The organism is Shewanella sp. SG41-3 (assembly GCF_014164545.1).
Classification (GTDB): domain Bacteria; phylum Pseudomonadota; class Gammaproteobacteria; order Enterobacterales; family Shewanellaceae; genus Shewanella; species Shewanella vesiculosa.
Genome location: NZ_JACJFJ010000005.1, coordinates 104845 through 120036 on the forward strand (window position 1 = coordinate 104845; position 15192 = coordinate 120036).

The 15192-nt window shown below is 39.3% G+C and carries 10 protein-coding genes and 1 pseudogene; 6 read left to right on the plus strand and 5 right to left on the minus strand.

What is annotated here, in order from left to right; genetic code table 11:
• The first annotated feature begins 357 nt into the window (after positions 1–357).
• From H5164_RS11375 to H5164_RS11395, 5 genes are all read left to right on the plus strand, one after another.
• The gene (locus H5164_RS11375) at positions 358–3303 is read left to right on the plus strand and encodes a SusC/RagA family TonB-linked outer membrane protein (protein ID WP_182756198.1); all 2946 of its coding nucleotides are present in this window, start codon (positions 358–360) and stop codon (positions 3301–3303) included.
• 33 nt (positions 3304–3336) lie between these two features.
• Positions 3337–5046, plus strand: a complete 1710-nt coding sequence (locus H5164_RS11380) for a RagB/SusD family nutrient uptake outer membrane protein (protein ID WP_182756200.1) — start codon at positions 3337–3339, stop codon at positions 5044–5046.
• 194 nt (positions 5047–5240) lie between these two features.
• Positions 5241–6578, plus strand: a complete 1338-nt coding sequence (locus H5164_RS11385; protein ID WP_182756202.1) for a sugar porter family MFS transporter — start codon at positions 5241–5243, stop codon at positions 6576–6578.
• Positions 6565–8577, plus strand: coding sequence for a glycoside hydrolase family 32 protein (locus H5164_RS11390; protein WP_124014712.1), 2013 nt, complete (start codon positions 6565–6567; stop codon positions 8575–8577). Before H5164_RS11385 ends, H5164_RS11390 begins: the two co-directional genes overlap by 14 nt.
• Positions 8578–8638: 61 nt before the next feature.
• A complete protein-coding gene (locus H5164_RS11395; protein ID WP_182756204.1) occupies positions 8639–9853 on the plus strand; it encodes an oligosaccharide MFS transporter in 1215 nt (404 codons plus the stop codon).
• Here H5164_RS11395 and H5164_RS11400 read toward each other — a convergent pair.
• The gene (locus tag H5164_RS11400; RefSeq protein ID WP_124014714.1) at positions 9825–10820 is read right to left on the minus strand and encodes a LacI family DNA-binding transcriptional regulator; all 996 of its coding nucleotides are present in this window, start codon (positions 10818–10820) and stop codon (positions 9825–9827) included. The two genes, H5164_RS11395 and H5164_RS11400, sit on opposite strands and share 29 nt — an antisense overlap.
• Before the next feature lie 479 nt (positions 10821–11299).
• Positions 11300–11545 (minus strand): annotated as a pseudogene (locus H5164_RS11405) (endonuclease III); the annotation flags it as partial.
• A gap of 118 nt (positions 11546–11663) precedes the next feature.
• On the opposite strand from H5164_RS11405, the gene H5164_RS11410 reads away from it, so the two are divergent.
• Positions 11664–13055, plus strand: a complete 1392-nt coding sequence (locus H5164_RS11410; RefSeq protein WP_124014715.1) for an alpha-amylase family glycosyl hydrolase — start codon at positions 11664–11666, stop codon at positions 13053–13055.
• Between the two features lie 110 nt (positions 13056–13165).
• Here H5164_RS11410 and nth read toward each other — a convergent pair whose 3' ends face one another.
• Genes nth through rsxG form a run of 3 tightly spaced genes read right to left on the minus strand, consistent with a single transcriptional unit; the run spans position 13166 to position 15169 of the window.
• Positions 13166–13798: an endonuclease III gene (nth, locus tag H5164_RS11415; protein WP_182756205.1), complete on the minus strand. Its 633-nt coding sequence runs from the start codon at positions 13796–13798 to the stop codon at positions 13166–13168.
• Between the two features lie 59 nt (positions 13799–13857).
• Positions 13858–14553: an electron transport complex subunit E gene (locus H5164_RS11420; RefSeq protein ID WP_124014717.1), complete on the minus strand. Its 696-nt coding sequence runs from the start codon at positions 14551–14553 to the stop codon at positions 13858–13860.
• Positions 14546–15169, minus strand: coding sequence for an electron transport complex subunit RsxG (gene rsxG, locus H5164_RS11425; protein ID WP_182697431.1), 624 nt, complete (start codon positions 15167–15169; stop codon positions 14546–14548). Before rsxG ends, H5164_RS11420 begins: the two co-directional genes overlap by 8 nt.
• Positions 15170–15192: the final 23 nt, after the last annotated feature.

A 15192-nucleotide genomic window follows, 5' to 3' on the forward strand; every position in this document is an offset into this window, starting at 1 on the left:
CCACAGCAAGGGATTGATTTTGCATGTGCGGTTGGGGCTATGTGAGCTCAATGTCACGGAGCAACTTCAACGTTATCTCATCAGCAGATTAATGAGTTTATCGAACCGCACAGATTGACTATCTTGGTAATAAAATAAATAGAATTATACATAAAGTTTGCAATATATGTTGAAACTTAGTTTCTTTGATGTTAAAAAGACAACGTTGTTTAAATCAGCAAAAGCTACTTCGAATTTGAATAAATATTCTAATATGTAGACTTTGATAACTAGCCTAAAAACAAAAAAAGACAACGTTGTTAATTTGTAGTGAGTAATATCAACATTAATTAATTTGATCAATTGGGGACACACATAATGCAAAGGTTTCGTAAAAAGCCACTTACTGCGAGCGTAAGTGCTGTATTAATAGGCTTGCTCTTGCCATACAGTTCTTTAGCAGCTCAACAAGAACAAGTACAAGAGCCTCCTGAGGATGACGATATAGAAGTTATCGAAGTGTCTTATGGATATGGCAGTGTTAAAAAAAAGGACCTAACAGGTGCTGTAAGTTCTGTTAAGTTAGACGATGTAGTTGATATGCCTTCGGGTAATATAATGCAAAACTTGCAGGGGAGAGTACCTGGCTTACAAATTTCAACTAATGGTTCACCGGAGTCTACTGCAACGGTAAGGATACGTGGCCAAGGTTTAGGGCCATTAGGCAATAATGACCCTCTATATGTTATTGATGGTATTCCTACTAAGTCAGGAATGCATGAACTTAATAGCCATGATATTGCTGATATTCAGGTTTTACGAGACGCAGCCGCTGCTAGTATATTTGGTGCACGTTCTGGTAATGGCGTGATAGTCATTACAACGAAAAAAGGTCATGAGGGACTTGATTTTAATTTCTCTGCTAACCAATCTCAAGATGACTATAGCTATGATCTAAATCCGCTTAATACCCAACAACGTGGACAAGCTGTATGGCAAGCTGCTGTTAATGATGGTTCAAATCCAAATTCAGCCAGTTCGCTATATCGTTATGATTGGAATGGTGACTTCAGTAACCCCCAATTAAACGCGGTGATCTTACCTACTTATACCGATCCTCAACAAGTGCAGCGTCCTGCAGACACTAATTGGTTTGATGAGGTAACCCGTACAGCTAAAGTTAGTGACCTTAACATTTCTTTATCAGGAGGTTCAGAAAATGCCTCTATTTATACTTCTTTAGGCTATTTCAATTCTGAAGGTGTTGTTGATGGTTCGGAATTTGAACGAATTAGTTTTCGAGTTAATTCTGATTACCAATTAACCGACAAATTAAAAATAGGCGAAAACTTCACTGTTACTAATCAAGAGTCAAATCTCATCAATGCGAGAGCTAGTGAAATTCTAGGGCTGGCAATAGAGCAACAATCTATTGTGCCCGTTTACAATGATGAAGGCGGCTGGGGTGGCCCTGTTCCTGGTGTCACGGACCGCGATAATCCAGTTAGAATAATCGAAATGAACCGCGATAATGTCAGTCGGTTTAATAAACTAATGGGTAATATCTTTTTTGAATATGAATTAATTGATGGGTTAACGCTAAAAAGTACTGTTGGACTTGATTACGGACAATACTACTTCAGAAACTATACTCGTGCTTTTCAAGCTGGCTCATTAAACTACGGAGATCAACTTTCAGTTACTGAAAACTGGAATAGTAGTTTTAGTTGGACAAACACTGCAGAGTATAAATTAGATGTTGGTGATAATCACAGTTTTACCTTTTTAGCCGGTACAGAACAAATCGATTATGAGTATGAAGGCTCTGTTGGTTTTGGTTCAGGTTTTGCCTCTGATGATCGTGATTATGCTCATTTATCACAAGCAACTGGAGACGTACGTGTTGAAGGTGATGGCGATAAGTGGACACTCGATTCTTACTTTGCTCGTATGGATTATAACTTTGATGATCGCTACCTCGCTGGGCTCACTATTCGTCGCGATGGTTCATCTCGGTTTGGTAGTAATAATAGTTACGGTAATTTTCCAGCTGCTTCAGCGGGATGGGTCATTAGCAACGAATCATTTTATGACTTCGAGTTTTTAAGCACCTTAAAAGTACGAGCTAGTTGGGGTAAAACGGGTAACCAAGAAATTCCTACAGATGCAACATATACAACGTATTTAAGTCGTTATGCAACACAGTCTTTATTCACTGATCAGCAAGATGAAGGCACCGCTTATGATATCGGCGGCGCTAATGGCGGCACCTTACCTTCAGGTTTTGTCAAAGCTCAAACAGGTAATGATGATCTAAAGTGGGAAACTTCAACGCAAAAAAATATCGGCATTGATTTTGGTATGCATTACGACACGATTTACGGCAGCATTGATTGGTTTGAAAAAACCACTGAAGATATCTTAACTCTTACCAACCCTATTGCGACGCTAGGTGAAGGCGCTCAGCAGTGGGTTAATGGTGGCACAATAGAAAACTCAGGTTTCGAATTTATAATTGGCTACGCAGATTACCTTTCATTCGATAGCCTAGATGATGATATTGATGTTGATATAAGCTTCAATGTTTCTTCCGCTAAAAATAAAGTTGTTTCCCTTCCAAAAGATGTTGTTAACTCCTTTGGCGGCAATGGCGCTGATAAGACAATTGTTGGCCATTCTATTAATTCAGTTTATGGCTACGTTGCCGACGGTTTATTTCAAAATCAAGGTGAAATCGATGCTCACGCTGTTCAATCAGGTGCTGGCTTAGGAAGAGTTCGTTGGCAGGATCTTGATGGCAATGGTGTTATTAATGAAAACGACCAAACATTTTTTGCCGATACCGATCCTGATTTTATCTATGGCATGAATATGAACTTTAAATACAAAAGCTGGGATTTCACTATGTTCTGGCAAGGTGTTAAAGGCGGTCAAATTCGAAATGGTTGGCGTGGATTCACAGACTTTACATCACTCAACATAGGTTCTAACTATGGGGATCGTGTTCTTAATGCTTGGTCAAGCAGCAATACTGATACCGATGTTCCTGCGTTAACTGCAATTGATAACAATGGTGAAGGTCGTCAATCAAGCTTATTTTGGGAAGAGGGTACCTATCTTAAATTGCGCAATTTATCTATAGGGTATACCCCCGATGAACAGTGGTTAAGTCACTACGGTATAAGTTCTGCACGAATTTATTTTCAGGGAAGTAACTTATTGACCATTACGCCATCAGGGACGTTAACTCAGGATCCTGAAACTCCAAACGGAACCTTCCCAAATCCTAAACGTTTCACGTTAGGCGTGAACCTCACTTTTTGATTTATTAAAACAAAAACGATACGAGCACTTATTATGAATAAAATAAAAACGCTATTTTCAGCAACTACATTTGCTCTTTTTTTAACTTCGTGTGGTGGTTCTGATCTTGATGTTGCACCTTCAGGGGTATTGACCGAAGAACAAGTTTCTAACAGTAAAAATGTAGATGCGTTGATCATCGCAGCCTACTCATATCTCGGTAACGATCATTATACCGCGCCTAACTTTTTATGGCCGACGGGGAATTTACGCGCAGGAGACGCCCATAAAGGCGGTAATGGACCTGGTGATATTTTTGCTTATCATGCTTTGTCTTTATATCAGCCAGTAGTGCCTGATATGGAGTCATTCCCGCCAGATTTGATTGATTTGAACAACAAAAAATGGGTACGTAATTACACCGGTATTTCAAGAGTCAACTCAGCATTAGCAGTAATCGCAAATGCGCCAGATGCAATTGAAGACAGTGCTGCAAAACAATCCGAACTGCGGTTTATTCGCAGTATTTTCTACTTTGATTTAAAAATACATCATAAACATATCCCGTGGATTGATGAAACAATGACACAAGATCAGATACTTCTCACGACTAATAGTGATCTGAGCGATCAGGAGTTATGGGATAAAATTGCTGCTGATTTTGAGTTTGCTGCCAATCATTTACCACAAACTCAAAAAGATGTCGGGCGAGCTTCAGCGTTATCTGCTAAGGCATATTTAGCTAAAACATTGCTCTACCAGGCTTATGAGCAGAATGAGTTACATCAAGTTATCAATATTAATAAAGATAAACTTGTAAAAGTGGTCGCTCTTGTTAATGAAATTGAACAGGCGGGCGTATATGGCTTATTTGATGATTACGCGAATAACTTTTTGTTTGAAAGTGAAAATGGCAAAGAATCAGTATTCGCTATTCAGCGTTCTTTAAATGACGGTTCGCCAGATGGACGTGGAAGCTGGCCTAGTGCATTAAATGCCCCATTGGCTGGAGGCTTTGGTTGCTGTGGTTTCCATGTGCCAACAGAAAATTTTGTCAATGCGTTTAAAACAGATCAACAAGGCTTACCGTTATTTGACACTTTTAACGATTTCAATTACGACAAGGTGACCGATGCAGTTGATCCTCGCCTAGATCATACTGTGGCGATGGAAGGTAAACCATTTAAATATGACGAGAATTTGATCCATGGCGGTGATAGTTGGGCTCGTGCTCCGGGGATATATGGCAACTTTACAGCGATGAAGGATCTTGAACACCCAGACTGTAGTTGTCGTGGTCAGAATGGACCATTTCCTATCTTTTCATTAAATACACCGCTCATTCGTTACGCTGATGTATTACTTTGGAAAGCAGAAGCGTTAATTGAGTTAGATCGGTATGACGAAGCATTGCCAATCATTAATCGCATTCGTGAGCGCGCTAAAAATAGCACCGGTAAATTACACAACGCCAGTATTTATAATATTGGCTCATATACAAGTTTTGTTTCTAAAGAGCAAGCAAGAGAGGCGTTGCGCTTTGAGCGACGTTTAGAATTAGGGCTTGAAGGACATCGCTTTTTTGACTTAGTGCGTTGGGGAATAGCGAAAGAAACGATTGATAGTTATTTAGCAATTGAAGCGTTGCGCAAACCTTATTTGGCCGATGCTGTTTTCACTAAAGGTCGTGATGAGTATTTACCTATTCCGAATCAGCAAATGATTTTAAGTGGTGGGTTGTATACACAAAACCCAGGTTATTAATAGCGGTGGCTTGTATACACAAACTCAGGTGATTAATTGGGGTGGGTTTTATACACAAAACCCAGGTGATTAATAGCGGTGGCTTGTATACACAAGACTCAGGTGATTAATAGCGAGTTTTATACACAAACTCAGGTTACTAATTAATGGTGGGTTTCGGCCCACCTTTTAAATTTAACGTGTTAAGAGTGATTATGAAAAAAATTATTTACTGGTCAGCGACTGTTGCAGTTGCTGGATTTTTATTCGGTTTTGATACCGCGGTTATATCCGGTGCTGATAAACCTATTCAAGCATTATGGAATACGAGTTCGTTATTTCATGGTCTTTTTATTATGTCTTCGGCTTTATGGGGAACACTACTTGGTGCCTTAACCGGTAATTACCCATGCGATAAGTGGGGGAGAAAACCCACATTGATTTTAGTCGGAGTGTTATTTTTTATTTCGGCACTTGGCTCTGCCATGGCTCCTGAAGTTTACAGCTTTGCTTTATTGCGATTTATTGGCGGTGTGGGAGTGGGGATTTCTTCAATTGTTGTACCTGCCTATATTTCTGAGATTGCTCCAGCTAAGTTCCGTGGCCGTTTGGTTGCGCTTTATCAGTTCCAAATTGTATTTGGTATCTTAGTCGCGTTTGTTTCTAATTTTTTAATTGCAGGTACATCCTCAATTGATTGGCGTTTAATGTTAGGTGTGGAGGCAATACCTGCCTTAGCTTATTTGTTAATGATCATTAAGGCACCTGAAAGCCCACGTTGGTTAGTGCAAAAGAAAAATCAGAGAACCAAAGCGCGTTCCATTTTAGTTACCTTAGGTGAAGAAGATCCAGACCAAGTATTAAATGAAATTGAGCGCGACAAGTTACACAACAGTCAATCAAAGCTATTTGGTGGTAGTTACAATAAGGCCATATTATTTGCATTTTTATTTGCCGCATTTAATCAATTATCTGGGATTAACTTTATTATTTATTATGCCCCGCGTGTATTTGAACTTGCTGGTTTGGATGTAAATCAATCATTACTTTCAGGCGCTGGGATCGGTGTGGTTAACTTATGTTTTACCATGCTAGGTTTATCTTTGATTGATAAGTATGGTCGCCGTGCGCTGATGTATATAGGCTCAATTGGCTATGTTATTTCTCTTTCGGTGGTGGCATGGGCGTTTAGTACGGATTCTGGCGGCTTAACGGTTGTAGCGTTTGTATTTGTGTTTATTGCCGCTCATGCCATTGGCCAAGGTACCGTTATTTGGGTCTTCATTGCAGAAATATTTCCTAATAATGTACGTTCAAAAGGTCAGTCTTTGGGCTCCGGTACGCATTGGTTTTTTGCCGCAGCAATCACTTTACTTATGCCATTTTTCTTAGAGCGCTTTAGTGCCACTGAAGTGTTCACTTTCTTTACGTTAATGATGTTAGGGCAGTTAATTTTTGTTGCGTGGTTTATGCCAGAAACAAAAGGACGGTCTTTAGAAGCAATTTCATTAGATACCAATAATAAGCATGGAGCATTAGATGCGAACCGTTAATTTAGTGTTAATTTCATCATTTTTGGCAGCATGTAGCATGACAAATCAAACTGAAAAAACTGCCCTTGAGGGTGTAGATAAACCTAGCAAAGAGGTGTTTCGTCCCGCTTTTCATTTTACCCCTAAAAAGCATTGGATGAATGATCCTAACGGTATGGTTTATTACCAAGGTGAATATCATCTGTTTTACCAGCATAATCCTGATTCATCTGTATGGGGGCCAATGCATTGGGGACATGCAATTAGTAAAGATATGGTTCATTGGCAGCATCAAGACATTAAGCTGTTTCCTGATGAGCACGGTACTATCTTCTCCGGTAGTGCGGTGGTTGATTGGCAAAATAGTAGCGGCTTTGGCACTAAAGAAAATCCACCATTAGTGGCTATATTTACTTATCACGATGATAAAAAGGCTGCACTGGGGGCGATTGATTTTCAAACCCAAGGCGTAGCATATAGCACCGATAAAGGTCGTACATGGAAAAAATACGCTAATAATCCGGTATTAAAAAACCCTGGGATCCGTGATTTTCGTGATCCTAAAGTAAGTTGGCATGAGGATACCCAGCAGTGGGTCATGGTATTGGCCCAAGATGATCATATTGGCTTTTACAGCTCAAAAGATTTAAAAACATGGCAATTTGAAAGTAACTTTGGCGCCGATTGGGGCAGTCACGCAGGTGTATGGGAGTGTCCAGACCTTATTCGCGTGCGTATTGAAGGCACAGATGAATATAAATATGTTTTATTAGTGAGCATCAACCCAGGCGCGCCAAATGGCGGCTCTGGTACACAATACTTTGTCGGCGATTTCGACGGTGAAAAATTTGTACTTGATAGTGATTATCAAAAAATGCTTACTGCAACGCCAGCCGTTTTCCCCCAAGGACTTGATTTTTCTAATTTCAAGAGTGGTTTAAAAAATTGGCAAGTATCTGGTGATGCATTCCATATAGTTAATGATCAACCAGCAAATACGATTGCCAGTTCTTTTAAAGGTTCTGATAAGGCAATTGGCACATTAACCTCAACATCATTTGCGATCGATCATGATTTCATTAACTTTAAGATTGCAGGCGGAAAGCATCACAATAGTACCGCAATACAGTTGTTAGTTAATGGCGAGATTGTTAAAACCGCAAGCGGAAATAATACCGGTACTATGACAGAGCGTTCATGGAACGTGAGTCAATTAAAAGGCCAGCAAGCTTATATTAAAGTGGTCGATAATGAACGAGGTGATTGGGGGCATATAAAAATCGCTGATATCGTATTTTCTGATAATGCAGCAAATGAAAGATATGAACCTTCAATATGGTTAGACTACGGCACAGATAATTATGCAGGTGTCACTTTTTCTGATGTCAAAGACGGTAGACACTTATTTATGGGGTGGATGAGTAACTGGCAATACGCAAACCAAGTACCCACTGAAGTATGGCGCAGTGCAATGACGATTCCCAGAGAATTAACCTTATTGCAAACAGCAAGTGGCGTGCGTTTAGCATCTCAGCCTATTAAAGAACTCGATAGTTTATTGAGTAACACACAACAAAAGGCAAGCCTAACTGGTGCAAATAGCTATCAGTTAGATGAGCTTTTTACTGTTGAACCTGGGCAATTTAAGGTGAGCTTTAGTTTATCAAACGCTGAGCAAGTTACTGATATCGTGCTTAGCTCTGATACGGGTGAATACACTAAGCTGCAGCTAAACCCAGCTCAAGGGCAACTTGTACTTGATCGCAGACAATCAGGTTTAAAAGACTTTGAAGATGGTTTTGCATCTTTACAAACAGCCCCATTACAAAAGGGCCTTGAGTATTACGATGTTGAGATATGGGTAGATAAAGCGTCGGTAGAAGTGTTTGTAAATAAAGGGGTTAGCTCTATGACCTCGATTGTTTTTCCAACCTCTCCTTACAATAAAATACAAGTAAGTGCAGAGCAGCCTTTGTCGCTTAGTGACGTTAAGTTAAATAATATAGCAATAGAAAAATAACTTCCAAAATGACTCTATATTATTATAGAGTCATTAATCTTTCTCCAAGGCTATGCGATATATGAGTAGCAACTATCGACTCTTAAGTGTCATTTTGTTTGTTTATTTTATGGCATGGTCTTTTTCTTTTTCATTATTTCCTATTTGGCTTAGTCAAGAAGTAGGCCTCAATAGTGCTAAAGTCGGGATTATCTTTAGTATTAATTCCATCATGGCTTTACTCGTGATGCCTTGCTACGGTATTTTGCAAGATAAACTCGGTTTACAAAAAACACTACTTTACTTCATTGCATTTTTCATCATGTTGATTGGCCCGTTTGTTAGTTATGTATACGCGCCACTACTACAAACGCAGTTTTATCTGGCTGCTATTTTAGGCGGTGCCGTTTTTTCATGTGCATTTTTAGCTGGAGTAGGGACGCTTGAAAGTTATATTGATAAACAAAGTCGCTCGACGAACTTTGAATTTGGTAAAGCTCGAATGTGGGGGTCACTGGGTTGGGCCATGGCAAGCTACTTTGCAGGTCTTTCGTTTAATTTATCCCCTAGTTTAAATTATTGGTTATCAAGCATTGCGGCGGTTTGCTTAATAGGTTTTTTAGCCTTTGTTAAGGTCGCACAAAATCAGCGTGAAATAGCGCCTTCTCGAACTTTTACTCCTGTAAAACAGCTTAAAGCCTTTTTTAAAATCGCAGGACTGTGGCGGTTAAGTGTGTTTGTGATCGGTGTTAGTTGTATTTATGCGGTATTTGATCAGCAATTTGCTATTTATTACACCTCTTTTTTTGACACCCCAGAGCAAGGTCGAGAAATTTTTGGCTATTTAACTTCAGCGCAAGTTATCCTTGAAGCGGTTATTTTGTATTTAGCTGTAAAATGGGTGAATTATTTGGGCGTTAAAAATTCGTTGCTGTTAAGTGGTGTATTGATGGCGATACGAATATATTGCTCGGGGGTTGTTAGTGATCCTATCAGCATTAGTTTATTGAAATTGTTACACGCAATTGAATTACCGCTGATGCTGATTGCGTTATTTAAATATATCAATATGCATTTTGATGCTCGCTATTCAGCGATGATCTATATCATTGGTTTTCAATTTACTACGCAATTGGTGGCGTCAATGTTAGCCGTCGGGGTAGGCGTTGTATATGATCATGTAGGCTTTGCGTTAGCCTACCAGTATTTGGGTTTGGTTATCTGTGTGTTTATCGTATTATCTTTTTTTGCATTAAAAACAGATGTTATTAAAACGAATTGCGAGCAATCAATTTAAACGGTAAGTGGTGGTGAACAATATCAGTGCGCTGCTCTATAAGATACTCCATTGCCCAACGTCCCATCGCATGATGTGGTAGTGCCATCGTAGTTAAATTCGGTTGTAATAATTCTGGAATACTGCCCCAATCATCAAAACTTGCAATACCAATGTCCTTACCAACGATCATTCCTTTATCATGCACAACAAAATAAATTTCCAGCGCCATGGGATCTTGCCCGCAAATAATAGCATCAGGTTTAAACTCGTCTATCACTCGCGCCGCAGATTCTCTCGAGGTAGAAATATCACTACCATCGGCTTGACAAAAAATAACCGATTCAATGAGTAAATCATCGAGCGGTAAGCCGTGCTTTTTAAATGAATTTATAACGCCTTGTTTGCGACCTTTGGCAGCAATTATATGCTCATTTAAGTTTAAGAAAGCAATTCTGCGATAGCCTTTACGTATTAATGCATCGGTAATATCTTCACCGGCTTGTTGTTCATCAGGTACTACGCAAGGAAAGTTATTTGAAGCAGGGAAGCAGTTAGCTAAAATAGTTGGGATTTTTTTTAGTTCATCAGCGATTACAACTTGGCGATGATACATTGCTGAATAGATAACACCCTCTACGCGATACTCTAAAAGGCTTTCGATAGCTCTGTCTATACTCGCTTGGGTTTCGTTAACATTGAGGATCAACAGTTCTTTATTTTTCTGCCAAGCAATTTCTTGGGCACCACGAATAATATCGAAAGTATAAGGAACACTAAGCAGTTCATCAGCAATAATTGCGTAAATGTTTGATTTTTTACGTCGCGTTAAGCTTGCCGCACGATTAGGGCGATAATCTAATTCTTTTATTGCTTTAAGAACCTTCTCGCGGTTAATCTTTTTGACTGTTGGATCATTATTGACCACTCGCGATACTGTCTTGAATGAAACACCTGCGTGGACAGCCACTTGCTTAATTGTAACCATACTAGAATAAGACCCTCTCTGAGTCATTAGAGTATAACAGCTGATTAGATTTTATTTATGTGTTTTTATAATAGTTTTATTACAAATATAAGCAGTAACTATAAATCTTGGCTTACTGTAGCCAAATTTTTATTTGCTAAACCAGATGATTTTTGACCACAAACATCTGGAGAATATACAGCGTTATTGAGTAAGCAAAAAGGTAAACTTACTCAACAGATAAGCTTTAAATTGAAACCTTGGGAATATAGAGTGTATGTTCAGTGATATTAATAAGCTAAGCGAAAATTTTATACATTAAATAGTCACATAATGGTGCTCAAGCGAGTGCTAATTATTATAGTTACTCGTTTGAGTGCCAATGTAATGAAGAAAATAAAGGAAAAGAGGCTTGAATTTATCTATTACCGAAAATCTATACCTTAATTTTAGGGCAACAAAAACTTAAAAGCCGGCAGAAAAAGAATCCAAGGATCTCACTACTCTGTTTTATCCTTAAATTCACACAGGTCTTCGATAATACAGGAACCGCAACGGGGTTTTCTGGCTAAGCAAGTGTACCGTCCGTGAAGAATAAACCAATGATGAACATCCACTTTAAACTCATTAGGCACCACTTTAAGCATATTCAGTTCAACTTGATCGACATTTTTGCCTGGGGCAAATTTAGTCCGGTTTGCTAACCTAAAAATATGCGTGTCAACGGTAATGGTTGGCCAACCAAAAGGTAATTATGCTAGACAGGCGCAAAGGTTTGCATTCGTATTCATGTTAATGGACTGTTTAAAATAATGTCGCTACATCGTATATTCTTTGAACTTAATCGTTTAAGGTGTTCCACAAATGAAAAAACTTACGCTCATATTACTGCTTTTAGGGCTGTGTGCTTGTACTAATATAAGTAAAAAAACTAAGACAACGAATATTTCCTCAAATTATGTTCCGCAAGAATATGTGAAGTTAACGCATCCTCAGTGGAGTAAGAATGCAAGTTTTTATCAAATTAATACGCGACAGTTCACGCCTGAAGGAACATTTGCAGCCGCTGAGCATCAACTACCACGATTAAAAGAACTTGGCGTCGATATTCTTTGGTTAATGCCGATTCATCCGATTGGCGAAGAAAACAGAAAAGGGTCGCTGGGTAGCCCTTATTCAGTAAAAGATTACTACGGTGTTAACCCTGAGTTTGGTACTTTAGATGACTTAAAAAGCTTTGTTAATGCTGCTCACGAATTAGGTATGTACGTTATTTTAGATTGGGTCGCGAATCATAGTGCCTGGGATAATGAATTAAGGCATAAGCACCCAAATTGGTATACAAAAAATTCGCAAGGCAATTTTCAACCTACGCCTTGGTGGGATTGGTCAGACATAATAGACTTTGATTATAACGTACCAGAAATGCGTGAATACATGACTGATGCAATGAAGTATTGGGTCAAAGAAGCGAACATTGATGGTTATCGATGTGATGTAGCAGGTTTTGTTCCTCTAGATTTTTGGGAAAACGTTAGGTCAGAGCTAGACGCGATCAAGCCTGTTTTTATGTTAGCTGAATGGGAGATGCGGGATTTACATGCTAAAGCTTTTGATGCTACTTATGCATGGTCTTGGCAGGAAGCTATTCATGATATTTTAAGTGGTCACGCTGATCTAAATAGGTTGTTTGTATACTATTCATGGAATGAGGGAGCTTACCCAAAAAATAGCTACCGGATGACGTATGTTTCAAATCACGATGCTAATTCGTGGGAAGGTACCGTATTTGAACGTTATGGTAGTGAAGAAAAAGTAGCGACAGCTATTGTATTGTCTATTGTCGGTGAAGGTATGCCATTAATTTATAATGGACTTGAAGCTGGGAATAATAAGCGGCTTGAGTTTTTCGAAAAAGATCCTATTAAATGGAAAGAGCATGAGTTTAAGCCATTGATTCAGAAGCTCTTAGCTTTACAGAAACAAAATAGTGCGTTATGGCATGGCAAGTATGGCGCGAGAATGGAACGTATTTATAATACTAACCCGACTGAAGTGTTTAGTTTTATACGCGAAAATACCAAAGATAAAGTGTTTGTTGTGATTAATTTTTCTGATAAAGAGCAAGATATTCAATTTATGGGGCCACAAACAGCTGGAGTATATACAGAGCTATTTAGCAAACAAAAGGCAACGCTTACTGAAGACACAAGCCTTAAGTTGGCGCCTTGGGAGTATAGAGTTTATGTTCAGTAATAATTAAAGGTTAAGCGGCTATTTAAGGTTTTCAAATTAAGATAATCATGCGAGTAGCACATATTTAAGTTATTCGCATGATCATCAATATATTTCAATTAAAAATTAGCTTACTCAGTCTTATCTTTAAACTCACACAAGTCTTCGATAATACAGGAGCCGCAACGGGGTTTTCTGGCTAAGCAAGTGTACCGTCCGTGAAGAATAAACCAATGATGTACGTCTACTTTAAACTCATTCGGCACCACTTTAAGCATATTCAGTTCAACTTGATCGACATTTTTGCCTGGGGCAAATTTAGTCCGGTTTGCTAACCTAAAAATATGCGTGTCAATGGCAATGGTTGGCCAGCCAAATGCCGTATTGAGTACTACATTGGCCGTTTTTCGTCCCACTCCAGGTAAAGCTTCTAATGCTTCTCGATTTTCGGGTACTTCACCAGCATGTAAATCAATCAGCATTTTACAGGCGTTAATCACATTAATGGCTTTGTTATTGTATAAGCCAATGGTTTTAATATATTGCTTGAGCCCGTCAACGCCTAAGTCGTAGATTGCTTGAGGCGTATTGGCAATTGGAAACAATTTATCAGTGGCTTTATTGACACTGACGTCAGTTGCTTGTGCTGATAATGTGACCGCAACTAAGAGCTCAAATGGACTGGAAAAATTAAGTTCGGTCTCAGGTTTAGGGTTATTGTCCCTTAATCGGCAGAGAATTTGATGGCGTTTATCTTTATTCATAATAATCGGTCAATTTATCGTTAAGTTAACGGCCGCTGTCGGTTAACAGCGGTTGAGTATTAGTTGACTTTAGTGATCCGAGCCCGCGTAACACCAACTACTTCAGCTTTAGGTTGCATGGCTTTTACTCGGCTGTCGATGACATTTTTAAGGGCGATTAGTAATCCCATGCCAATGAATGCTCCTGGCGGTAACATGGCCAATAAAAATGGCGTGTCTACCTGCCATACATGAATGGTCAAGACACTGGCCCAATCACCTAATAATAGATCTGCACCGTCAAAAAGAGTCCCTTGACCAATGAGTTCACGGCTTGCACCTAACACTACCAATACTGCGGTAAATCCCAAGCCCATCATCAATCCATCGAACGTCGAGTGGGCTAATGAATTACGCGATGCAAATGCTTCAGCGCGACCTATGATGACGCAGTTAGTGACGATCAAGGGTAAGAAAATACCTAATGATAAATATAAATTATAGGCATAAGCGTTAATCAGTAATTGCACACAAGTCACCAGTGCAGCAATGATCATCACAAATACCGGGATTCGAATTTCTTTAGGAACAAAATCGCGCACTAAAGAGACTAAAATATTTGATCCAACTAATACCAACAAAGTGGCCACACCTAAACCTAACGCGTTAGTAATGGTGGCAGTAACGGCAAGTAGTGGACATAGGCCTAAGAGTTGCACTAACCCTGGATTGTTTTTCCATAGCCCTTGAGCGGCTATTTCACGATAATTACTCATGGCTGGCCTCACAGGCATAATGACTTTGGTACAGTGTTTGACGATGTTGTTCAATAAACGTCATCGCTTTAGTAATGGCTTTAACATAAGCGCGCGGAGTAATGGTTGCACCGGTAAATTGATCAAACTGGCCACCGTCTTTTTTTACTTTCCACATGCTGGTGTTGTCTTTAAATAATTTGCCACTGAAATGGGTCACCCAATCAGATTTACGAAGATCGATTTTATCACCTAACCCAGGAGTCTCTTGATGGGAAAGGGTTCGCACACCTAATATTTCCCCTTGGTTATCAACGCCGATAATCAGTTTTATCTCGCCATTATAGCCATCTGGTGCAATTGCTTCTATTGCGATAGCGACAGGTTGATCACCCTGATAAGCAAGATATGCCGGTAAATCGGCTTCTGTGCCTAATAGTTCTGGCGAGTTAACCAAAATACATTGCTCACTGAGTACATTATCGTGTAACTGGGGCGGAATGATTTGGTTGAGAATCAAGGTTAATTGTTTTTGCTGTTGCAATGAAATCGTGTCGCTGGTTAACGCATGCACTAAGGCTACAAGACCTGTGCAACACAAGGCAAATAGGCCCAGTAAAAGACCATTTTTAATCATCGGGTTAGTGGTTAAAATAGACA